Source organism: Bifidobacterium sp. B4081, from assembly GCF_026537335.1.
Taxonomy (GTDB): Bacteria; Actinomycetota; Actinomycetes; order Actinomycetales; family Bifidobacteriaceae; genus Bombiscardovia.
In genome coordinates this window covers 51,820-75,281 of record NZ_JAFNMM010000001.1, presented here as the reverse complement: position 1 = coordinate 75,281, position 23,462 = coordinate 51,820, and the positions used below count along the sequence as shown (strand labels likewise).

At 58.5% G+C, this 23,462-nt stretch carries 13 protein-coding genes and 2 pseudogenes; 11 read left to right on the top strand and 4 right to left on the bottom strand.

The features are described from left to right. Positions 1-235: 235 nt before the first annotated feature. Positions 236-444, bottom strand: a pseudogene (locus J3T92_RS09475) (hypothetical protein); the annotation flags it as partial. Positions 445-1,161: 717 nt separating this feature from the next. Beyond that, a complete protein-coding gene (locus J3T92_RS00275; RefSeq protein WP_267399196.1) occupies positions 1,162-1,629 on the bottom strand; it encodes a hypothetical protein in 468 nt (155 codons plus the stop codon). Positions 1,630-2,205: 576 nt separating this feature from the next. Between J3T92_RS00275 and J3T92_RS00270 the strand changes: the two genes are divergently transcribed. From J3T92_RS00270 to J3T92_RS00260, 3 genes are all read left to right on the top strand, one after another. Further along, positions 2,206-3,291 carry a hypothetical protein gene (locus tag J3T92_RS00270; RefSeq protein WP_267399195.1) on the top strand — a complete coding sequence of 362 codons (1,086 nt, stop codon included), beginning with the start codon at positions 2,206-2,208 and terminating at the stop codon, positions 3,289-3,291. Positions 3,292-3,572: 281 nt separating this feature from the next. Beyond that, positions 3,573-3,896, top strand: a complete 324-nt coding sequence (locus J3T92_RS00265; RefSeq protein WP_267399194.1) for a hypothetical protein — start codon at positions 3,573-3,575, stop codon at positions 3,894-3,896. Positions 3,897-4,064: 168 nt separating this feature from the next. After that, on the top strand, positions 4,065-4,199 hold the full coding sequence (locus tag J3T92_RS00260) for a hypothetical protein (RefSeq protein ID WP_267399193.1): 135 nt from the start codon (positions 4,065-4,067) through the stop codon (positions 4,197-4,199). Between the two features lie 679 nt (positions 4,200-4,878). Here J3T92_RS00260 and J3T92_RS00255 read toward each other — a convergent pair. Beyond that, on the bottom strand, positions 4,879-5,388 hold the full coding sequence (locus J3T92_RS00255; RefSeq protein ID WP_267399192.1) for a hypothetical protein: 510 nt from the start codon (positions 5,386-5,388) through the stop codon (positions 4,879-4,881). A gap of 285 nt (positions 5,389-5,673) precedes the next feature. On the opposite strand from J3T92_RS00255, the gene J3T92_RS00250 reads away from it, so the two are divergent. From J3T92_RS00250 to J3T92_RS00220, 7 genes are all read left to right on the top strand, one after another. Continuing rightward, entirely contained in the window at positions 5,674-5,853 is a 180-nt protein-coding gene (locus J3T92_RS00250; protein ID WP_267399191.1) for a hypothetical protein, read from the top strand. A gap of 2,474 nt (positions 5,854-8,327) precedes the next feature. Beyond that, a complete protein-coding gene (locus tag J3T92_RS00245; RefSeq protein ID WP_267399190.1) occupies positions 8,328-8,981 on the top strand; it encodes a flavodoxin family protein in 654 nt (217 codons plus the stop codon). A 125-nt stretch (positions 8,982-9,106) separates the two neighbouring features. Then, the gene (locus J3T92_RS00240) at positions 9,107-9,757 is read left to right on the top strand and encodes an NAD(P)H-binding protein (RefSeq protein WP_267399189.1); all 651 of its coding nucleotides are present in this window, start codon (positions 9,107-9,109) and stop codon (positions 9,755-9,757) included. Between the two features lie 919 nt (positions 9,758-10,676). Beyond that, the gene (locus J3T92_RS00235; protein ID WP_267399188.1) at positions 10,677-12,242 is read left to right on the top strand and encodes a type I restriction-modification system subunit M; all 1,566 of its coding nucleotides are present in this window, start codon (positions 10,677-10,679) and stop codon (positions 12,240-12,242) included. Further along, entirely contained in the window at positions 12,239-13,165 is a 927-nt protein-coding gene (locus tag J3T92_RS00230; RefSeq protein ID WP_267399187.1) for a restriction endonuclease, read from the top strand. The genes J3T92_RS00235 and J3T92_RS00230 overlap by 4 nt, the downstream gene beginning before the upstream one ends. Continuing rightward, positions 13,162-14,319, top strand: coding sequence for a restriction endonuclease subunit S (locus J3T92_RS00225; RefSeq protein WP_267399186.1), 1,158 nt, complete (start codon positions 13,162-13,164; stop codon positions 14,317-14,319). The genes J3T92_RS00230 and J3T92_RS00225 overlap by 4 nt, the downstream gene beginning before the upstream one ends. After that, positions 14,312-17,428: a type I restriction endonuclease subunit R gene (locus tag J3T92_RS00220; RefSeq protein ID WP_267399185.1), complete on the top strand. Its 3,117-nt coding sequence runs from the start codon at positions 14,312-14,314 to the stop codon at positions 17,426-17,428. Before J3T92_RS00225 ends, J3T92_RS00220 begins: the two co-directional genes overlap by 8 nt. A 1,139-nt stretch (positions 17,429-18,567) precedes the next feature. Here the strand turns inward: J3T92_RS00220 and J3T92_RS09465 are convergent. Next, a pseudogene (locus tag J3T92_RS09465) lies at positions 18,568-19,167 on the bottom strand (extracellular solute-binding protein). 410 nt (positions 19,168-19,577) lie between these two features. On the opposite strand from J3T92_RS09465, the gene J3T92_RS00205 reads away from it, so the two are divergent. Further along, on the top strand, positions 19,578-23,021 hold the full coding sequence (locus J3T92_RS00205; RefSeq protein WP_267399183.1) for an InlB B-repeat-containing protein: 3,444 nt from the start codon (positions 19,578-19,580) through the stop codon (positions 23,019-23,021). Positions 23,022-23,462: the final 441 nt, after the last annotated feature.

The window sequence follows — 23,462 nt, the reverse complement described above, 5'->3', positions numbered from 1 at the left end:
TGTTTGACTGCCCACATGGCTAGTTTGCGCAGCTCCAAGGCGACCAGGACCATAGAGGCCAGCGCGTTGAACAGCTGGGCGGCCAGCAGCGGCACGGTCATGCCCGCCTGCCAATGCAGGTCTCCGTCCTTGGCGATAGTCCCGGCCATCAGGGTCTCTTCCACTGCCTCAGCCAGAGATGAGCCAATAGCATCCACCAGCTGTTGATCATCCAACCCGCTGGCCTCGACCGGCTGCATGGCCCCCTCCGGAGCGTACCCGGTGCCAGTGAGCCTGACCTGCCCCGAGGGGACGACCACCCGTTCAACGGTCATCTCATTGCGGGTCAGCGTCCCCGTCTTATCAAAACAGATCACCGATGCCTACCCCAGCGTCTCAACCGAGCCGAGCTTCTTGACGATGGTATGGTGCCTGGCCATGCCGCACACACAAGGCAAGGGCAACCTGAACCACATCCGCCATGGATGGGTCCATGAGGACGAAGTCATTCACTCCGTGCTTCCGCCCAGAGTCCTGCCCCGCAGCCGGGAACATGCCAGCATTGATTGATTGTTCATGCTTGGAATCGCCGGTCAACCCAGTCATGCCACTCTCCGCTCATGCCACGGAGTAGTCGACCCTTCGGAGGCCTGTTGGAAGAAATCAGAAGCGGCTAGGCCAAAACGCCGCGTGAATACCTACCAAGTCGAAACCACAATATGCATAAACACAGTCGAAATCATCAAGACCTTCGTCTCAAGAGCAATCTGCCGCTTCACACTGCCTGAGCCTAGCCAGCCCCAGCAGCCATAAGCACCCAATCACCACACAGCCGACCTGCGGACACTTTGGATCAGCCCACCTGGAATCGGGATCGCAGGTCGGCAGCTTCCGCTTAATTCACTCAGCAACTATTAGACGTCTCTCGGACGCTTACTTCTATATAGGATTACACATGGCTGCGGTTTTTATAGTCACGCCCGAGAGATGAAAGACATCAACATACGGAAGGTGCGGATCAGATTGGCCGGTTGTGGGCGATTCGCCACCATTGGGGTCTTCCCGGTACGGCTTCTGCCCCGGATGCAATAGAAGATGGCATTATCGGCAGGCAAGCATAGGCCAGAAACATAATATCCTGCTCCCATGGCGTGCGTGGTCTGTCAGTGGTGGGGGGGGGGGTCAACCCTGACGTTCATTTCGCATATCCGCTCTGCCGCAGAAGGACTCTTCTCGTTGATGATTCGTTTCCTGCCGATAGATGTTCAGGGCATTCTGTATGCGTTCGCTCAAGCGTCTGCCACCATCGGCCTCCTTCAGCAGGTGCTCATGCGTCGGCTTCAGGTCATAGCCGCATTTGGAGAAGATGTTCATGCACTGCTCCGTCGGATCCTTGCCGAAGTGCGCGCAGACCATGGCGAATTCCGCTATGGTCAGCGGAACACCGGTCATATGCATGACGCTGTACATTTTTGCGGCAGAAAAGCCTAAAAGCTCCGCCAGGTCAGTGATCGAGGTGACGGAACCCGTTTCATGAAGCCAGCTCTTGATCAGAACAACCGACTCCTTATCGGCTTGATGCCATCTGCTAGATTTCATCAAAAGCCAGTTTACGATACAGTCAAGCCCTTTTCGGACAGTGACGATCACGTTTCGGGCCCTTCTTCGATAAGCTGGGAAAAATGTCTGGTTCCTTCTGGAGTATCAGAGTTCAAGCATAATAAATTAAAGGATTTGTAAAAAATTAGAATTCTGATGTATTCTCTCTTAGAGATGTCCTAACAGTTGCGGCCGAAGCCTGTATTGCAACCGGCAATGACGCGAACATCCACAGAGCTCGTCGATGCTGAATGAGCCGACAGAGTCCAGGTCGGTGTGAAGGAGGAGGCACAGAGCAGATGAAATGCCGCCAACGGCGGTCCAGACGTCCTGCTGGGGCGAAGCGCGTCCTTACGCACAGCAAGGACGCTTCATACCACCCAAGGGTACAGAGCGGATCCTCATACCAGGTAAGGATGTTTGGAAAAGAAAACCCCCGGCGTAACCGGGGCGCGCATATTCAGGACCTATAGAGACCGGCGACTATCAGCCAAGTTCCATCACCGGAAAAGCCGGTTCATTGAAACAAGAATATTCGAACATGTATGGGATTCACTGTAGCACGGATCTGAGTATTGAAGCTGATGATGCGGGAATACTTATACGCCTCAACAGGAAGAGAGAATCATGAGCAGGGACGAGGACGACCAGGAGACCAGGACCCTGGCCGATGCCGACGAACCCGGCGGCCAGCCTCCGCAGGAGGATAGCATGGGGACGGCCCAGGATGGTCTGCCTCCGGCCATAGAGCCGGTGGATGGTCAGGAGCCTGGAGGCGGTTCGGGCCCGGCAGGGAAGCCTCGCCCGAAGTGGCTGGTGCCGGTGATCGTCGTGGTGGTCGTCGCGGTGCTGGCTGTGGCGGGCCTGGCTGTTTGGAGGGTGTCCTCGAACAGGAGCCACGACCGGGCTTTGGCGTCATGCTCGCAGGCGGTGCGCGCTTTGAAGGGGTCGGAGCAGCGGGCCGAGGCGGCCTCCTCCAGCTACCTTCAGGCCGTGGCGGTGAAGACGGATCAGGTCAAGGACGCGAAGACCGTGAAGGATATGGCCAAGGCCGTCGGGAAGGCCAAGCACACCCAGGCCCAGGCCTTCAGATGCGAGGCGTCCATGCCCACAGGCGACCTGCAGGCCATGGCCGGCAAGGCGAAGAGGATCGACGGCGTCTACCGCAGCCTGGACAAGGCGTCGAAGGGGGTGCTGGCCTCCCGTGACGCGAAAAGCCTTGAGGATGCGAAGACGGCCTTGAACGCGAAGAAGGACGAGGCATCAAAACTCCTGGGCGATTCCGACGGGAAAGTGGCGGACAACGCCGTCCGCGACAGCCTGCAGCAGGCCATCAGCCAGGCCGGCGGCATCAAAGGCGACAAGGCGAAAGCCTACCAGGACGCGGCCGGCGCCCTGCAGTCGGCCATGGACCAGGTGAACGCCTCCATCCAACAGAAGAGCCAAGCCGACCAGGCCGCCCAACAGCCGACGCAACACGCGCAGGCCCAACAGGCTGCACCCTCCTATTCGGGTGGCGGTTACACGCCTTCATACAACCGTGGCGGTGGCGGATCTGCACCAGCATCCGCGCCGGCGCCGGCGCCGGCCGCACCCGTACCAGCAGCACCGCAAGGAGGGGGAAGTGGTGGATTCGATTGGAACCAATGGGTGCAGAATCACAAACCATATGGAGAAGCCTGTAATTCGGCTGGAGTTTGTGGTATCGGCTAATGAAATATAAAGAATTTGCCGGCGGGACTGGTTGCTTGGAAGGTCTCCTATCCCGCTGGCGTTATTTGTGGGCGACCATTGAGGCCGTCCCCTTCATGATATCGGAAGGGAAACATAATGAAGTTACCAGGAGAGTTACGGATCCGGGTCGGCCGGCTCCGGCGTCTGGCTTCGGGCACGGTCCGCAAGGGCGTGGCCGTGGAGGGTGCCACGATGCTGGCCGGCGCGCCCATCGCGTTCGTCGGCGGCGGTGGGGCAGTTCCGACGGCGGTGGTGGTGTCATGGCCACCCAGGTCAGCTGGGCCTACAGGGATAACAATGACGGGGCGTTCGGCCCCGGCGGGGATCTGAACAGTGTCTACAATGCGTTTGCGCAGACGGGTGTGTCCATGCTGCCCGAGGGTGTCGCCCACGCGCAGGAGGCTTTGAACGAGGCCAACGGCAACTGTACGGTGCGTTTCAACGAGGCGCACCCCGACCAGGTCGGCCAGGCCCAGTGCCGTATGGTCTCCGTGGGCGTCATCACCGAACATGACCAGCAGTTCAACTGCGATGTCCACCATCAGAAGTCCGACTGGCTACAGGCATGGGCTGCGGGTCTCTAACCCCAACCCCCCGGGGGTTCTTTTACGCGGGCCGGCCGTGACCGGTCAGCCGGTTGCACCCCGTTTCTATGAGATTCATATTGTTACCCTCGTTTCGTGTCGACTACAGGTTCGCCCCATGTGAGTGGAAAACGGGGGTGTAACCGGGAAAGATCCGGAAGGAGAAGCATGAAGCTATCGAAGGCCCAGAACGATTGGGTGAAGCAGCTGGCCGCGGAGTCCACGTCGCGGGAGCGCGACGACTTGAAGCGCAAGGAGGAGAAGATGACAGGGGCTCACGTCGGCCCTGGCGGCATGGCGTGAATCCCCCGGGGAAGTGCGGCAGGCGTGCGCCAAGCACAAGGCCCGGCCCGTCGAAAGACGGTCCGACGGCGGCTTGCCCCCCTGCCCGGCCCCGTCAGGGAGCCGGGCTTTTTTCAGTGGACCCAGCGGGGTGAACCCCGGCCGAGGCGGCTTTGAACATGAGTTGGCCATCCGGTTCCACGGGTCGTCCCGCAAGGCACCGACGACCCTTTGCTGTGCCTGCCCGTTTCGCACGTCGAGCCACAGCAGAGTCGCTTGCAGGGCGAGGACATTCGTATGAGCGTTCGGGTTGGTGGCGGCCACGGTGTCGAGAAGGGCCACGGCCTGTGTAACGTGCTCGGCCGGAGACCGACGGGTGAGCGGAGCGGTGAACCCGCGTGCAGATCGGGACGCGACCGGCCGGTTGGTGGCGTGGCATGCTTTGGGCCACCACGTCCGCAGGGCGGGGCGTGGATCGGGACGCTCCGGTCTGGTGCGTGAGCGAGCACAGTGGCAGGATGGTGGGGTCAGGCCGATGGCGGCGACCCGCATCCGGATGGATGCGGACGCCCGGAAGGGTTGCCGCCGAGGCTTTGCCCCCGGCATCCGATGGCCAAGCCCCTTCATGGATCTGCCACATACGGGGGAAGGCCTCCGTGCCGAGTGTTTTGGTACGGAGACCTGTGGGTGTGTGTGGGTGTCAGGCGGCGGCTTGCTGCAGGTAGACGTTCATGGCCTTGCGGACCAGGGCCGACAGCGGGAGATGCTCCTTCGCGGCCTGGGCCTTGGCGCGCTTGTCCAGGTCCTCGGGTGTGCGGACCCTCCAGGTCGTCACCGTCCGGGTGCCCTCCTCGCTGCGGGGACGGCCCAAGGCCATGGTAGCCTCGAACTCCTCCGCGCTGATGGGCCCCGAAGAAGCCAGACAGCGTCGGGGCCTGCCGACCGGCCGGATCTCGCCCCGCTCGGCCATCCTGTCCAGCCTCTCGAGCCGTGCACGATCCCGCTCCCCCAGCTCCATGGGGGTCGGATCCACCTTCAGATCACTCATGGTCTCCTCCTTCGGTATGCGTTTCAGATCCTCCACGGGTCCTGGGCCGTCATCGCATGGAAGATGTCGCCCTCCCCGCTGGTTGGCCGCAGTGTCGGCAAACACCTCAATGTAGTCCTGCTCCAAGGCGCCGGCGTGACGCGGCCCGACGAAGACGCACACCCGCCCGTCCTCGGCTCATTCGTCGATCACGACATGGGCGATGGCTTATGCCAACTTCTCGGGCTCGACCCCGTGCTTCAAGGCGTTCCGCAGTATTCTGACCCTGATTAAGGGGAACTACAAATATGTGCTACAAACAAGTCCCACAAGCGTGGAAGCCTCCCGGTCTTGCAACCAAGCGAATATTCCTGTTGCGTTTTTCTCCTCTCTTCAGAAAGCCGGCCAACCCCGCGCTGTGGAAGAATATGCACCCGAAGGATATGACCGCACCCTATCATCCAAGGCATGTACATCCCTGACGACGTCAGCCAGATACCCGACAACCACCCCGGTTACATTCCTGCGCAAGAGGATCGCCTGAAGCGATTGAACCTTGCCCTGCATAAGCGCCTCGATACGGTCATCGACCAAGAAGCCGCCCCGGCCTGCCGGATCCTGAGAAAAACGCCTTGCAAGCCTACATAGGCAGCTCAGGGAGGACCTGGTCGCCATCCGCTACGAGGCCAGGGAAAGCACGGTGAGAGATCTGGAAACCAAGTACTCGGCCTCCGACCCAAGCCGGCCATAATCTCTAACCATGTTGGATCTGCGCTTGTCAGCAGAATAGCGGGTCCTGCCTGTATGCGTCGCTCTTGCCCGTTTAGTATCTTGTTGATCAGTGGTATGGGCGGCCCATAGGCCTCCAGGATCTTCTCGGGCTGCATCACACGCACCCCTTTATGGCTCCGGTATGAGAGCATGCCATCGACCGCCTGTCTGAGATCGTCGGCACTGTCATAGATGTAGGCCTGTGTCGTCGCCAGGGACTCGTGGCCAAGGAGCGACTGCAGGCCACATCCCCTGTGGCCTTCCACACGTCCGTGGCGAACCGTCATCTGAAGGAGTGAGGCGGCCGCTCCGTCGCCTCCTTAACCAGGGCATAAGCCGCACCATCAGATCATACGTCCTGGCGGCTATGGCCTCGGATCTTCGCAGCCCCGCTTCATAGAACAGCCTGACCAGGAGCCGCACCCGGGGGTCAGCACGGTCCAAACCCCGGTCAACAGCCGCCTGCGGGGCGGGCTTCTGCTACTTGCATCGTCGTTTGACTGCGGGAACGCCATCCATCGGATTGACCTGTATGACGCCATCCCTGTACAGCCATCCATAGAAGGATCTCAGGGAGTTGACGCCAGATCTGATCGCGCTGGTTGACCCCCCCCCCATGGTCAACCAGTCAAGGATGTCCTGGGTCTGTAAGTCTTCGGGGTTCATCCTGATGAAGATGGCGAACTGGGTCACGAGATACCACCAGTGCTCCACCGTGGCTGGAGTGTCTCCGTGAGCCCGTAGCGAGGCCACCCAATAGTCCATACTACTGACCCATCCGCTCGTCGTCTGTCTATGCTCAGGGAACTCCATGCCGGCTCTCCCTGCCCTAAACACGAAAAAAGCCGACACGGCCAGCAAATCACTATGGTGCGTCAATAAATGATTATTTATACAGGCCTTATAAGCCTGAAAGCAATGAGCACCACTCTTAACCCAATTTCAGGCCAGGTCATCCCATTCTTTTCTTCCTGCAACCTCTTAAGTCGTGGGTCGTGGGTTCGAGCCCCACGGGGGACACTTTGTGGAGCATGGGCTGCCGATTAAGTACTTAGAGCAGAAGCGGTGAGCAAGCAGAAGCAATAAGCAATATGTAGCCCGTGGTGTTGTCATGTCGGCGTTTGTGGCAGGGGATTGACGCATTCCCCCTCCCATAACTGTCGCTTGGCCTTGGCCAGGGAGGGAACGCCATGAAAGCGCTGGCGACCATTATGAATGTTCTGAGCCCTCTGGCTCAGCCCTCACAGTCTGTATGTGGACGAAGATTGGAGTCTACAGCTTTGAACATGCCGGCCTTCATGCACGGTTCGCTCAATCACAATCGAATCTTTAGCGGATTTGCATCCTGCTGCTCCTAAATCTTTCTCACGCCTTCACTCGCAGCATCCCTTCTCAAGGCAAGCCACGAGAACAGCCCTCCGATGAGGGGAAGCCGGCTTTGCCGCATCGCCCTCGCGGCAGGCTGCAAGCCAAGAATACGGGTTCTGGGTCTGCCCACACAGGCGAAGAGCACACCAGAACCCCCCACCCACTGTCCATTGACTGCGTTTGACGGGTTCCGGGGGCCGCTGCCGCGCTTGTCTGATCGGGGAAATGGATGAGCGGGTACTGTAGAGCGCCTGTGGCTGTTCGATGGCACGACCGTCAAAGACCATGGCCGGATATGCCAGGACCGCATGGAGGACGCAGTGCATGCCCCGGAATCAGAGTCGGGCTTCATACAGACGGCCCGCCTGGCTGGGAGGCAAACACACGGGTAAACCCTGACGCAACATGCGGACCACGGCACGTCTTCTGAGCCAGCCCCTCAGGTATGTTGCGCGGGATATGGCGCAACGCCACCCGGCCGACGGGGGTCTATCGACCATGGAAGGTCGGATTACCCGCAGATCAATCCAACTGCCGGATATGGCCACAATCTAATAAACCAGCAAAAATTTAGTTATGTCCGAGCACTAATCATGAGGGGGGGGGGGTAGGGTATGGAGATCTGCATGTGCCATAGAGAACCACTGCGCGGTCAGCCAGCGGACAGCAGCGGCATATAAATAATGAGAACAACAATGTAGCCGACAGCCTGGTTCATCAGAAGACAGAAACAGTTGACCATGATATTCGGATGTATCTTGCACGGATATGGAGGCTGCCGATCAACCTCCGCCACGCCCTGCCCCAGTCTCCCACCATGTGGTCTCCTGACCTCAGCCGGAGACGACAACCTGCCCTGCAGAACCCATATGACCGGTTTGCTAGTGATGCCATGGACTCCTTCAGCTGCCAGTGTAAGGCGATTTGCCTTCAAGCCGGGTTGAAGCAATACCATTCAACCATCCAGGGAGAAAGGCTCACAAATGGCGAAGAATCGTTGGAAGGCCCTAGCCGCACTGGCGGTGGCCCTGCTGCTGGGTCTGGGACTCGGGGCTTTGATCTGCTATGCGGTCTTGGAACCATCTTCGGCACTGGACCAGACCAGAGTCAGGACCCAGGAAGGAGCCGCCATGCTGGGCGGGGATAAAGCCGGGCGGGCATACGCCAAACCGCGGCACATAGGAGCCGCAACCAAGAAGGTCTTCCTCAACGCCAGCCAGAATGTCGACGGGAACACCTCCTCCCTGGCCAAGGAACTGATGGGAGGTCAGGACTACAAACAGGTCAACCTAGCTGAACACCACATCCCTCAGGTCGGGCAGGGCGACGGGGATTTCAACCGTGTCTGGGAACAGCTCAAAGGAGCGGATGTGATTGTCATCGGCACGCCCGTCTACTGGTCCAACATGTCCGGATACCTGAAGACCTTCATCGACCACGTCGATGTCAACGACGATCTCAAAGGAGCCGACCTCTACCTGATCGTACAGGGGTCGGACAGCGACCAGACCAGGGCCATCAACTCCACTTACGGCACCTTGGACCGCGTGGCCAAACGGTTCGGGCTCAATCTCGTCGGCATCGCCCAGAACAAGGACCAGGCTCAACGCTTGCAGGCAGTCATGCTAGGAAAGTAGGCTGCGCCGATCAACTGCACGGCAAAGCTGAGTCTGCGAGGGACAGGCAGGCTGTGGCATCTGGTCATTGCCTTTCAACACTGGCCCCGGGCCGAACAAAGAAGAGTGACGAGGAAAGAAAAACCATGAACATGCTTATTCTTGCAGCATACGGACAGATAGCCCGCATCGTCGAAGACCGCATCCTGTCCGAACCGGAATTCAAAAATGTCACACTCACCCTGGGACTGAGAAAGAGCGACCGTCTCCGCAGGCTCGGGGCCAACCCCCGTGTGACCGTGGCCGAGGTCGACCTGGAAAACCGGAGAGACATCGATGCCGTCATGAAGGGACAGGACCTGGTTTTCGTGGACGTCGTCGACCACGACCCCGACAACGCCATGACCCGCAACGTGATAGCCTCCATGAAGGCCAATAAGGTGGGCCGCGTCATCTTCGCCAACGTCGCCGGCATCTATGGCGAGGTCCCGGGCGCCTTTGGCAGATGGAACGCGGAGATGGTCGGCAGGGGTCTGCCCACCGCCGCAGCCTCCGACCGCCTTCTGAGAGAATCAGGCCTCGACCACACCACCCTCCGCCTGTGCTGGCTGACGAACCGCGACGAGGTCCGATATGTCACCACAAAGCGGGACGAGACCTTCAAGGGGGTATCCGGATCCAGGAAGAGCGCAGCCGACCTGATCCTGCGTATCGTCAAGGACCCGGCCATCGGCGCGAATGACAGCCTAGGAATAGCTGACCCCACCACAGAAGGATCCGACCGGCCCGTCTACTGAGAGCGTCTTGGAGCCAGGACGAAGCACAACATCGGCTTGGAGGCGGCCACTTTAAAGGCACCATGACCAAGATATCCACATGATGGATGCCCCCTCAATCAGGTCACACAAACGCCTGTACAGTTCATAGCCCTCCTGAGGTCTCCATTAGGCCGATCCCTGTTCATCCCGCCCCGCCGGCACGTCATACCAGCAGGGGGGGGGGGGGCAGCTCGCTGCCAGCGCTCGTGTCTGCCATACAAGTGCGAGGTTTGTGTTCCGGCCGCACACGAATCATTCGACCGGAATAGGCCATACGTTGCATATAGAGAACATGCGCTCATCGCAGCGCCGATGAACGACCAGAGGCATGCCCAGCCAAAGGCCTGCCTTCCCAAGCCGAAAAACACTCGGAAGAAGAAAGCGAAAGATGTGGGTATGACCGGCAGCACCCAAGGAAAAGCCCGTCAAGCGGTCAACTACTAATCAGGGTTGAATTTACTTGATCGCATCACATAGTAGGCCAGGGGCAGATTCTTTTGGAACTGCGTAGCGGCCCCTTTCCATCGGCTTTTAGTTACAGGCCGGGACCCGTATGTGCTCCCAGGGGAGAGGACCACCCTCCCCATCTCTCCGCCTCACGGCTGCACGCACTGGAATCATGGGAATTCAAGAGAATCAAATCGGCTTTGAGCCAGGACTGAGGAGAGAACAACTCAACGACGCACCAATGCGAAAGGACATCCATAGAATGCTGAGACCCGTTTATTCCCTATCTCAGGAATGCAAACGAGCAGGGTCAGGCATCCGGCCTGTGCGGACATGCCCGATTTGAGGCAAACGGCGGATGCATATACTGAACATGAGAAGGACCGTTCATCTGTCGGCCGAGCGGCCAGGAGCAGAAGAGCGGCTTCCACCCCACAGCAGGAGGAAATCGATGCAATCCACCACCCGAGAAGAGCAGCGTGCCGAGCTCCACAAGACCATATGGCGAATAGCCACCGAACTGCGGGGTTCCGTCGACGGGTGGGATTTCAAATCCTACGTGCTGGGTCTGCTCTTCTACAGGTTCATTTCGGAGAACCTGACCACCTATATAAACCAGGGGGAGCAAGAAGCGGGAGACCCTGGCTTTGATTACTCCCGGCTCCCCGACGACCAGGCGGAACTGGGGCGGGATGATACCGTGCAGGAAAAGGGCTTCTATATACTGCCCTCTGAGCTGTTCACCAACGTGCGTGCCCGGGCACCGCATGACGTGAACCTAAACGAGACCTTGGAGCGCGTGTTCAAACACATCGAAGGGTCAGCCGTGGGCACGGCCAGCGAGGACGACCTCAAGGGGCTCTTCGACGATCTTGACGTCAACAGCAACAAGCTAGGTCCGACGGTTGCCGACCGCAACAAGAAGCTGGTCCGCCTGCTGGATGCCATAGGAGACATGCAGCTGGGAATCAGCGAGGGAACGCAGATCGACACCTTCGGCGATGCCTACGAGTACCTGATGACCATGTATGCTTCACAGGCCGGCAAGTCTGGTGGTGAGTTCTTCACTCCCCAGGAGGTCTCCGAGCTGCTGACCAGGATCGCTGTAGTGGGCAAGACCCGGGTTGACAAGGTATATGACCCGGCCTGCGGCTCAGGTTCCCTCCTGCTCCAGTTCGACAAGGTCCTAGGCAAGGAGAAGGTGGGTGGATTCTACGGGCAGGAAATTAACCTGACCACCTATAACCTGGCCCGCATCAACATGTTTCTGCACGACATCAACTTTGAGCAATTCGACATCGCCCATGGAGACACCCTGACGGCTCCGGCACATGGCGATGTGGAGCCATTCGAAGCCATTGTTTCCAACCCGCCCTATTCCATTCACTGGGCAGGTAAGAATGATTCCCTGCTTATCAACGATGAGCGGTTCTCCCCGGCCGGGGTGTTGGCCCCTCCCTCCAAGGCCGACCTGGCCTTTACCATGCACATCCTCTCATGGCTGGCCGTGAATGGAACGGCGGCCATCGTCGAATTCCCTGGTGTGCTTTACCGTGGTGGGGCCGAGCGGAAGATCCGCAAGTACCTGATTGACAACAACTATGTCGATGCGGTGATCCAGCTGCCACCCAATCTCTTCTTTGGCACCACGATTGCCACCTGCATCATCGTGCTCAAGAAGTCCAAGAAGGACAACGCCGTACTCTTCATCGACGCCTCCGACCAGTTCACCCACTCGGGGAACAAGAACCAGCTCGATGTCGACAACCGCCAGCAGATTCTGGACTGGTTCACCCAGCGGCAGGATGTGGACCATAGAGCCAAGCTGGTACAGAACTCGGAAATCGGCGAGAACGAATACAACATCGCCGTCTCCAGTTACATACAGCCCGAGGACACCGACGAAAAGGTCGACATCCACGAGCTGAACCAACGCATTGAGGGCATTGTCAAGCGCGAGCAGGAGCTGCGCGAACAAATCAATATTATTGTTACAGATCTGGAGGATACAAAATGAACAACATACCCACCTGGGAGCAATTCATCCGCTTCGTGCTTCAGTGCCTTTCAAAGGGCGACACCTTGCAGGTGCATGAGCTTAAAGATCAAGTGGCAAATATCGTTGGACTCACAGAAGAACAGCGCCTCAAAACCCTTCCTTCAGGACAGCCAGTTGCTGAAAACCGCATTGCCTGGGCCATCTCCTACCTCAATCGTGTCGACGCCATTGAGCGGCCACAGCGTGGCCAGTACCGGATCACCCCAATTGGCAGAGACCTCCTAGCCCGTCATCCAGGGGAAATCACAGAAAAGGACTTACGGCAGTTGGCCAAACCAGATGACCAATGGTGGGTACGCAAGAATTCGACAGGAACCTTAAAGGACGCTTCGTCCTCCACCGTCGGCCAATTGGATACGGACACGACTCTCGATCCCAATGAACAGGTCGAGGAAGGCATGGATCGGATCAACAGTGAGGTATCGGCAGAGCTGCTGTCCCTCATGCAGGGAGGGGAGCCGGCTTTCTTTGAACAGATTGTCGTGGACCTCCTGCTCGCCATGGGGTACGGCGGAGCCCACGGGAGGGGGACCGTTACCCAGCTGACCAACGACGGGGGCATTGACGGAATCATCGACCAGGATGCACTTGGTCTGAACAAAATCTACGTTCAGGCTAAACGATATGGTCCTCAGACGTCCGTCAGAAGGCCGGAAGTGCAGAGCTTCGTAGGGGCTCTGAGCGGCAAGGCCGACGGCGGTCTCTTCATCACCACAGGGGTCTTCAGCCAAGGCGCCACTGACTATGCTCGAGACGTTCCCTCCCGGATCATCCTGATTGACGGTCAGCAGCTGACCCAGTTGATGATCAAGTACGGTGTGGGTGTCGAAACCAAGAAGACTCTGAAGATTGTCCGCATCGACGAAGACTATTTTGCATGAGCAGAATCAATGACCTGATACAAGAACTGTGTCCTGACGGCGTACGCTATGTAACCTTAAACGATTGTACCGAATACTCATCAGCACGAGTCTCCGCATCTGAATTAGACGAAACTTCTTTCGTGGGTGTTGACAATCTACTGCCCAACAAAGCCGGGAGGACGGATGCCAAACATCTGCCCAACTCACAGCGTTTAACAGGTTTTACAACTGATGACCTTCTGATTGGCAATATTCGCCCATATCTGAAGAAAATCTGGCTTGCTGACAGAACCGGGGGCTGTAGCGGAGACGTATTAGCTATACATATTCAAGAAAACTATACCAAGCGCTTGCAGCCTCAATACCTTTACTACTTGTTATCCTCCAACCATTTCTTTTCGTTCGACCAGCAACATGCTAAGGGCGGGAAGATGCCACGTGGCAGCAAGCAACAAGTAATGAAATATCGTATTCCTATTCCGCCATTGAAAGTACAAGAAGAGATTGTACGGATCCTTGACTCATTCACCTCACTGGAAGCAGAACTGGAAACAGAACTGGAAACAAGACAAATTCAGTATGTCTATTACCGCAATTTAATTTTCAAACGACAACGTCCAACAAGCACAGTCTCACTTGGGGAAATAACAGATATCAAAAGCGGCGAATCTATTAGCAAAAAAATTATTCAAAGTCATCCCGGCAAATACCCAGTAATCAACAGCGGAAAGAAGCCTTTAGGATTTATCAACAGCTTTAATACAGACAATAATCCCATTGGCATAACTAGCCGTGGCGCTAACGTCGGATCAATTACCTGGTGCTCGGGACGGTATTTCCGAGGCAATTTGAACTACAGCATAGAAATCCGAGATTCTGCGCTACTTAGTACACGCTATTTATATCATCTACTTCAATATCTGCAGCCCCAAATCCGACAGCTATGTTCTTATAGCGGCATACCCGCTTTAAATAAAACAAAGCTCGAGGAACTCAAGATTCCGCTATCTAATATGAATCAGCAGCAGCAAATTGCATCTTCTTTAGACCAATTTCGCCTAATGACGCGAAGCTCTACTATCGGTCTGCAAGCTGAAATCGAAGCGCGCCATAAGCAGTACGAGTACTACCGGGATCGTTTATTGACCTTCAAGGAGCTGGACCATGAGTGAAGCAGCAGCTTACACATTCAATCCAATTGCCCTCTCGCCCGAGAGTACGGTGGTTGCCGAATATAAGGCGCCTGAATCTGAACAGCCAGGGTACCAGTCGGAGGCCGACCTGGAGAAGTCCCTGATCACGCTCTTGGAATCTCAGGCTTATGAGTATCTGCCCATCCATACTGAGGCCGACCTGATCGACAACCTGCGTGCCCAGCTCGAGGAGCTCAACCATATGACCTTTACCGATGAGGAATGGGGACGATTCTTCAAGCACAGCATCGCTGACAGCAATGATGGCATCAGGGAGAAGACCATCCGCATTCAACGGGACAGCGTTCAGGTGCTCCGCCGTGATTACGGCTCCACCAAGAACGTCATGCTGATTGACAAGAAGGATATACACAACAACAGTCTTCAGGTCATCAACCAGTATGTGGTGCCAGGCAGGACCGAGGGAGGCACGGCCAGGTATTCCAACCGTTATGACGTGACCATCCTGGTCAACGGCCTGCCCCTGGTGCATGTGGAGCTGAAGCGACGCGGCGTGGACCTGCGCGAGGCCTTCAACCAAATCGACCGTTACCAGCGTGACTCCTTCTGGGCAGACTCCGGCCTCTTCGAGTACGTCCAGCTCTTTGTCATCAGCAATGGCACCCTGACCAAGTACTACTCCAACACCACCCGCCAGCAGCATATCGACGAAGCAGTCAAGCAACGGAAGACCGTAGGGAGCCAGGCATCCAACAGCTTCGAGTTCACCAGTTGGTGGGCCGATGCCGCCAACAAGCCGATCATGGACCTGATGGCCTTCACCAGGACCTTCTTCGCCAAGCACACGATTCTGAACATCCTGACCCGGTACTGCGTGCTGACGGCAGACGATACCCTGATGGTGATGCGTCCCTACCAGATTGTGGCCACCGAGCGCATCCTCCAGCGCATCCTCGTCTCCAGCAACGCCCATCAACTGGGCACGGTCAAGGCGGGCGGATACATCTGGCATACGACCGGATCAGGCAAGACCCTGACCAGCTTCAAGACCGCACAGCTGGCAACCCAAATGGAGGATGTCGACAAGGTTCTCTTCGTGGTCGACCGCAAGGACCTGGACTACCAGACCATGCGTGAGTATGACCGCTTCCAGAAGGGTGCCGCCAATTCCAACACCTCAACCAGGGTGCTGAAGCGGCAGCTGGAAGATCCTGGGGCACAGATCATCATCACCACCATCCAAAAGCTGTCCACCTTCATTCATGCCAACCCCGGCCACCCTGTATATGAGAAGCATGTGGTCATCATCTTCGACGAGTGCCACCGATCCCAGTTCGGTGACATGCATACGATGATCACCCGCTCCTTCAAACGCTATAACCTCTTTGGTTTCACAGGAACACCCATCTTCGCCAGGAACTCCGGCAGCGGCAAGAATCCCAAACTCAGGACCACTGAGCAGGCCTTTGGGGACAAGCTGCACACCTACACAATCGTGGATGCCATCAACGACAAGAATGTTCTCCCCTTCCGTATCGACTATGTAGACAGCCTGGGTGAGAACAACACTATCGACTCCACTGCCACCGTCCATAGTATCGATACCGAAAAAGCCCTCTTATCTAACCGCCGCATCTACCAGATCGTTAAATACACTCTCGAGCATTTTGCGCAGAAGACCCGGAGACTCGACTCCTACCAGCAATCGTTTGTTACCAACGTCCGTGATGTGATCTCATCACGGCGCAAGGTCGAGGAAGTCAAGCAATCTCGCCGCGTGCATGGATTCAACGCCCTCTTTGCCACCGCCTCGATTGAAGCCGCCAAGCGGTACTATATCGAGTTCCAACATCAGCAGGCCGATCTGGTCCCCGATGAAAGTTTGAAGATCGGTCTCATATATTCCTACGCCCCCAACGGACCACAGACTGACGGAATACTGGATGACGAGGATTTCAGCACCCAGGACCTGCATAAGGATGATCGGGACTTCCTCGAAGACGTGATCGACGACTACAACCATATGTTCGGGACCAGCTACGACACCAGTGCCGAGAAGTTCCAGAACTACTACAAGGACCTCTCCATGCGGCTGAAAAACCGTGAGATCGACATGGTGATCGTGGTCAATATGTTCCTGACAGGGTTCGACGCCAAAACCCTGAACACCCTGTTCGTGGACAAGAACCTGAGGATGCACGGACTCCTCCAGGCCTTCTCAAGGACCAACCGCATCCTCAACTCGGTCAAGACATACGGCAACATCGTCTCCTTCAGGAATCTGGAGCAGGAGACCAACGAAGCTCTGGAACTGTTCGGGAACAAGGAAGCATCCGGGATCGTCCTGCTCAAACCGTACCGGGAGTATCACAAGAAGTACGCAGACAAGGTTGCCGAACTGCTTGATTCCTACCCCATCGGTCAACCCATCTCTGGAGAACAGGCACAGAAGGACTTCATAACCCTCTTCGGGAACATCCTCAGGTTGCAGAACATCCTCAACAGCTTCGATGACTTCGCAGACAACGAGATCCTGTCCGAGCGCCAGAGCCAGGATTATCGCAGCATCTACCTAGATCTGTACGCCGAGTACCGAAAGGCCGGGGAGGCCGACAAGGAGAACATCAATGATGATCTGACCTTCGAGATCGAACTGGTCAAACAGGTCGAGATCAATGTCGACTATATCCTGATGCTGGTGGAGCAGTACCGTCAGAAGCATGGCAACGGCGAGGACAAGGAGATCCGCACAGAGATCAACAAGGCTGTCTCGGCAAGCCCCTCCCTGCGCAACAAGAAGGACCTGATTGACGACTTCGTCAACACGGTTTCAATGAAGGGAACCGTGGATGACCAGTGGCGGGAGTTCATCGACCATAGACGCGATGAGGAATTACAGACCATCATCAGGGAGGAAGGACTCAAACCCCAGCCGACTGAACGGTTCATGGACGAGGCATTCCGCAATGGGACACTGCAGACCGGCGGCACAGCGATCGCTACCATTCTTCCACCTGTGTCCAGGTTCATCCCTCAAGGCGGTCATGGCGAAAAGAAACAGCAGGTGATCGACAGGCTCTCTCAATTCTTCGGAAGATTCAGAGGATTGGGAGAAAACCAGGACTAGTCCTTTCAAACGCGGTGGGTTCCGCTAGATAGGCCAGGAACGATCGCACACTGATTTTGTGACACCGTCACCTCTTATTGCCTTAAGAGTTTCAGCGTTCCATTATCCAATCGAGGTTCATGACATTGCCCAGACGCACAAGCTTGAGAAATACGAGCAGACCTATGCCTTTCCAGGCATCTATTATGGCCAACTCACGATTCAGCCCCGCACACAGGCAACCCTTCAATATCGCTCAGTACCGGATAGCCGTAATCTATCGTTTTCATGCCCATTGCCTGGATGGCTTTCTGCAAAGCCCCCTTTAGCCACAGTTGTTAAAAACGGCTGAGTCGCTTCTTCATCAAAATTCTGCTCATATCCCCACTATCTTCCGGTTCAAGAAACCCGTCTGCCCCTGCAATTCATGCACCCTGGCTCCAAGCGCTTCAATGCCGGTAGAGCATCTCCTAGCATTGCGGAACGGTTGAGACACCCCCATGCATGAGCCAGGTCATGCCGGTCGCCAGCAATTACTCTCACGAGACCTTGCCAGGGGACGAAAGCCAACCAAACCAAATTCTTGCTCGTACAGTCCCGATGCCCCTTCAACGTGCGCCCTATCGCACAATCCTCCACATCTCGCAATACCGACGTACGGATGTATGAGCCTCGCTTTTCCCGACATCTGCTTGATTCTTATGTTCGCCTCCGCCTGCACTGAGCCATTCAACCGCCCTCCAGAAGGGAAAGGCCAGAGCAGGGTCTGGATGCGTGCAAGGCTTGAGAATGCTGGCATCAGTAGAGCGGAAGGACGGGCGGCGGCCGTTGACTCCCTGTAGGACATCACACTCGACCTGGGCACGTTGATCATTGAAATCGCCTGACGTGCATACCGTCCGACCTTGGACAATCCGCGGCTATCGATTACGCAACATGCGTGCTGCTATGCCTAGCCAGGCAACAGGCGAATCCACCCCCCCCCCCGAGCACGGCATTGGCCCCGGCAAGCGGCGGTTCCAAACTGCGTGAATAGTGAGTGATGAATGCCTATGCCTGGCCAGTCCCTGCCTACCAAAGAATTCATGCACTCCTGTTTACACGGACAGGGCTCAGGGGCAAATCCTGGGTCCGGTTCTTTTAATCAGCAGTTCGGAAGGTCAGTCCTCGTCCTCAGCCACGCGGGAGTGGCTGTAGATCATCTTCATGGAACAGATGAAGAGCACCATGCCAGCGAGGATGATCACGCCGCCGATCATGAAGACGTTGGCGTAGGTGGAGGCCAGACCGGCCTTGGTGCCGGCCAGGCTGCCCGAACCCATGGAACCGTTGGCCATCAGCGGGCCGAAGAGCGAAACGCCGATGGAGCCGGTGATGGCCTGCAGAAGATCATTGAATCCCAATACGCGTCCGGACTCCTAGGGCTCCACAGTCAAAGTCGCGGTGTCGACGATGGGCTGGTAGAAGAAAGAGGTGCCGAAGTAGTAGATGAACCTCTGGGTCCCCTTGTCGCCTGTCAGGTTGATGGTGACATTCCGCCCATCGTCTGAGGCGCTATAGGGGTAGCCTCCGAATGCCCAGATCATGGATTTGAAGAAGCCTGCATCGCCCGCGTCAGCCTCGATGTACGAACCAGCTGCTTTGGTCTTCCTGGCAGCTTCGTAATATTCATCCCAGGTCCTCGGATGCTCCCCCACTCCCGCCCTGTCGAGAACCTCCTTGTTGCAGAACAGAGCCATTGGGCCGGGGTCCATGGGCAGACCGTAGATGCCGCCGCTGATGGCCTACGAAGACCAAGTGCCTCTGGCATAGTCCTTGCTGATACCCTTTACATTTTTTTATCTGGTACTCAGGAAGGTCCTCGTAGCTGAATTGCGCGGCATCAGGCAAGCCGGAGCCTGCGGCAGCAGCGTTGTTCAGCGATTTGCACTGATCGTTGCCGACGACGGCTGCAGAGGTGCACTTTTAGCGGCCATGGCTCTCTTGAATGCGGGTGCAAGGAGGGCACGGCACTTCGCTCGCCCTGGCGACACCCTCGGACTGGGAGAGTGTTGGTGCGCGTGGTACGGTGATAGGCACGGCCGGGCTGTCCCCGGCGCGCGGCCACAGCCCGGCCAGGGGGGGGTCCAGGGCATGGTTGCGACTCTGCGGAAAAGAGGGTTTTTCTATTATGCGTCAGCGTCCGAGCTTGGCGGCCGCCGCTCTGGCCATCCTCCTGGCCCTGTCTTGCGCTCCTGCCCTGGCCGGAGGATTCAGCAGCCCATCGGAAGCAGCCACACCCGCCACCCTGGAAAACGCCGGGAAGCAGGACCCCGAAGCCCCCCGCCCGGATAGCCGGCAGCCCGACGCCGTTGGCAGCACGCTGACTGCCACCCCGCAATCCCCGCTGGCCGCATCCTCCCCCCTGGCCGCGCCCGACGCTCCCGGCAGCCGACCGCGGGCCCGGTCGTCCGCAATCTGGACGGTCAGTTTCGACACGGCAGGCGGCGGCAGCGTCGACCAGCAGACCATCCCCGACGGGGGGCAGGCCAGCCGGCCCAGCCCCGACCCGTCCAAGGACGGATACCTGTTCGACGGCTGGTTCCAAGGCAACATCGCCTACGACTTCAACCAGCCCGTCACCAGCAGCATCACCCTCACCGCCCGATGGACCAACGAGGACACGCAGCACTGGGCCATCAGCCCCAGCCAAGGACCCACAGCCGGAAACACCAAAACCACCCTCACCCCGCCCAAGCCAAGAGGCATCCGCTTCAGCCAAATCAGCTCAGGAAACGGACATACCCTGGCCATCGGATCCGACGGCAACCTCTACAGCTGGGGAGACAACACCGACGGGCGGCTGGGACGCGACACCGGCGCCAAAACCATCGGCGGCACCCCGGCCGACGACAGGCCCGCCAAGGTCGACAAGCCCCAAGGCGCGCCACCAGGGTTCATTTGGACAACAGCCGTCGCCGGAGACCTGCATTCCATGGCCATCGGCTCCGACGGCAACCTCTACACCTGGGGAAACAATGAGAAAGGCGCGCTGGGACGCGACACCTCCAAGACCCCGGCCAGCCAGCCCGGCAAGGTCGACAAGCCCCAAGGCGCGCCAGACGGATTCACCTGGACAACAGCCGTCGCCGGTGGCTGGTTCTCCATGGCCATCGGCTCCGACGGCAACCTCTACACCTGGGGAAGCAACTACGGCGGCGAGCTGGGCAGGGACACGAGCTTCACGCCTTACGACAGGCCGAGCCTGGTCGACAAGCCCGCAGACGCGCCAACCGGATTCACCTGGAAACAAATCAAGGCGGGATACCACTATTCGTTGGCCTTCGGCTCTGACAAGAACCTCTACGCCTGGGGAAGCAACGGCAACGGGCAGTTGGGCGACGGCACCACCACCGACCGGAACCGGCCAGCCCGGGTCGACAAGCCCGCAGACGCGCCAGCCGGGTTCGCCTTCACCCAGGCATGCACCAAAAACGACCATGCCCTGACCCTCGGCTCGGACGGCAACCTCTACACCTGGGGAAACAACAACAGCGGCCAGCTGGGACGCGACACCTCCAAGACTCCGGCCAGCCAGCCCGGCAAGGTCGACAAGCCCCAAGGCGCGCCCGAAGGGTTCGCCTGGTCCGCAATCATCGTAGGCGGCTGGCGCTCCATGGCCATCGGCTCGGACGGCAACCTGTACACCTGGGGCGAGAACAACCTTGGCCAGCTGGGACGTGACGTCACCGAAGCCACGCCACAGGGCAGGCCGGGCGTGGTCGTCTTCCCCGTAGCGCCGACGGTCACCAGTGTCCTGTTCGGCCAGGCCAAGACCATGGGGATCACGCCAAACCCTGACGGCACCTGGCAGGCGACCACGCCCGCGCATGCCCCGGGAACCGTGGACGTGACCATCGTCTGGAACAGGAACGGGCCCCAACCGGACGCGCACCTGCAATACACATATATCGCCCCCAAATACCAGGTCGGCTTCACCTCCAAGGACAGCTCCTGCCCCGCCCCCACGGGCATGCCCCCCAGCCAGGCCGTCACCCAGGACGGGCAGGCGGAACGCCCCCAGCCGGACCCGAAGGCCGACGGCTGCCTGTTCGACGGCTGGTTCCAGGACAATGTGGCCTACGACTTCACCCAGCCCGTCACCGGGAAAGTCACCCTGACCGCCCGGTGGACCAGGACGGACACGCAGCACTGGACCATCAGCCCCGCCCAAGGACCCGAGACCGGCGGCACCGAGGTCACCCTGACCCCGCCCGCACAGCGAGGCATCAGATTCAGCCAGGTAAGCCTCGGCAGCAGCCATTCCGCAGGCATCGGCTCGGACGGCAACCTGTACGCGTGGGGATACAACAAGAGCGGCCAGCTGGGCGACGGCACCACCACCGACAGGAGCAGGCCAGTCAAGATCGGCAAGCCCCAAGGCGCACCCGACGGGTTCACCTGGAAGCAGGTCAGCCTGGGCGACCAGCATTCCGCGGCCATCGGCTCCGACGGCAACCTGTACACCTGGGGAAGCAACAGCAGCGGCCAGCTGGGCGACGGCACCACCACCAGCAGCCAGAACAGGCCAGTCAAGGTCGGCAAGCCCCAAGGCGCTCCCGACGGGTTCACCTGGACGCAGGTCAGCCTGGGCGACCAGCATTCCGCGGCCATCGGATCCGACGGCAACCTGTACACCTGGGGGTACAACTTCAACGGCCAGCTGGGCGACGGCACCACCAGCAGCCGCAGCACGCCAACTCTGATCCAGAAGCCCGCAGGCGCTTCCGACGGGTTCGCCTGGACGCAGGTCAGCCTGGGCAACTCTCATTCCTCAGCGTTCGGCTCGGACGGCCAGCTCTACACCTGGGGATGGAACCAGTACGGCCAGCTGGGCGACGGCACCCAGGTCGACAAGCGCACGCCGACCCAGGTCGGCAAACCCCAAGGCGCGCCAGACGGGTTCACCTGGACACAGGCCAGCCTAGGCAGGTGGTATTCCGCAGCCATCGGCTCCGACGACAGCCTGTACACCTGGGGAAGCAACGGCGACGGCCAGCTGGGCGACGGCACCACCACCAGCAGCCAGAACAGGCCAGTCAAGGTCGGCAGGCCCCAAGGCGCTCCCGACGGGTTCACCTGGACGCAGGCCAGCCTGGGCTTCAACCATTCCGCGGCCATCGGCTCCGACGGCAGCCTCTACACCTGGGGAAGCAACAGCAGCGGCCAGCTGGGACGCGAGCCCGCTGAAGCCTGGCCGGCCAGCCGGCCCGGCCCGGTCGGCTTCCCCGGAAAACCACAAGCCACCAGCATCTGCTTCGACCAAACCCGGCAGCAAGGCGTCTGCTCCGCCGCCGGCAAAAACCTGACGCCCAACCCCGACGGCACCTGGAACGCCACCACGCCCGCCTACACGCCAGGCCCCGTCCCCGCAGCCATCGACTGGACCCAGGACGGGATACCACAGGAAACCGACACAAGCAACACCTACCGGTACCTGTCCATCGCCAGCCTGCCCCTGACCGGAGGAAACGGCATGCTCCTCCTGCTCGCCACAGGACTGCTCGCCGCAGGAGCCGCCGCAGCCGCCAAAAACCGACGACAACAAACCCAAACAAACACTTCACACGAGTAAGCAGCCCGGGCCACACCCCCAACAGGACCCAGGCCAACAGGCGGCCCCGCCACCCCCAACCAAAACAGCGAGGCCGCCACCACACTCAATAACCCTACAAACCACAACCAGACCCCAGTCGGACCAACCACACACCGCCAGCAAACAACCACACAACAAACACAATCAATGCCACCAAGATGCATACCCAGGCTTCAAGATAAGATTTCCGACAAACCACAGTTTGAGTCAAATAGCACCCACCGCTCCTGAATGATTCGATATGCAAGACCTTGGCGACTGCAGGGGCGCCAAAACCGTCGACAGCGCAGATGCAGCAGCACTGAGCAGCGTAGAGGCCCTCCTCTGCCTGAGGGGAGGGCACTTTCGTCACAAAGCAGTCAAGGCAATCGGCCTGGGCGGCCTTCCTAGGCTGGTATCGAGCGTACCAACAGCCGTATA

What these genes read in the sequence shown, in the direction of transcription:
- J3T92_RS00260 (WP_267399193.1), top strand. Translation starts at nt 4,065, where the DNA reads ATGAAGCTATCGAAGGCCCAGAACGATTGGGTGAAGCAGCTGGCCGCG.
- J3T92_RS00225 (WP_267399186.1), top strand. Translation starts at nt 13,162, where the DNA reads ATGAGCAGAATCAATGACCTGATACAAGAACTGTGTCCTGACGGCGTA.
- J3T92_RS00250 (WP_267399191.1), top strand. Translation starts at nt 5,674, where the DNA reads ATGTACATCCCTGACGACGTCAGCCAGATACCCGACAACCACCCCGGT.
- J3T92_RS00245 (WP_267399190.1), top strand. Translation starts at nt 8,328, where the DNA reads ATGGCGAAGAATCGTTGGAAGGCCCTAGCCGCACTGGCGGTGGCCCTG.
- J3T92_RS00240 (WP_267399189.1), top strand. Translation starts at nt 9,107, where the DNA reads ATGAACATGCTTATTCTTGCAGCATACGGACAGATAGCCCGCATCGTC.
- J3T92_RS00220 (WP_267399185.1), top strand. Translation starts at nt 14,312, where the DNA reads ATGAGTGAAGCAGCAGCTTACACATTCAATCCAATTGCCCTCTCGCCC.
- J3T92_RS00205 (WP_267399183.1), top strand. Translation starts at nt 19,578, where the DNA reads ATGCGTCAGCGTCCGAGCTTGGCGGCCGCCGCTCTGGCCATCCTCCTG.
- J3T92_RS00230 (WP_267399187.1), top strand. Translation starts at nt 12,239, where the DNA reads ATGAACAACATACCCACCTGGGAGCAATTCATCCGCTTCGTGCTTCAG.
- J3T92_RS00265 (WP_267399194.1), top strand. Translation starts at nt 3,573, where the DNA reads ATGGCCACCCAGGTCAGCTGGGCCTACAGGGATAACAATGACGGGGCG.
- J3T92_RS00235 (WP_267399188.1), top strand. Translation starts at nt 10,677, where the DNA reads ATGCAATCCACCACCCGAGAAGAGCAGCGTGCCGAGCTCCACAAGACC.
- J3T92_RS00270 (WP_267399195.1), top strand. Translation starts at nt 2,206, where the DNA reads ATGAGCAGGGACGAGGACGACCAGGAGACCAGGACCCTGGCCGATGCC.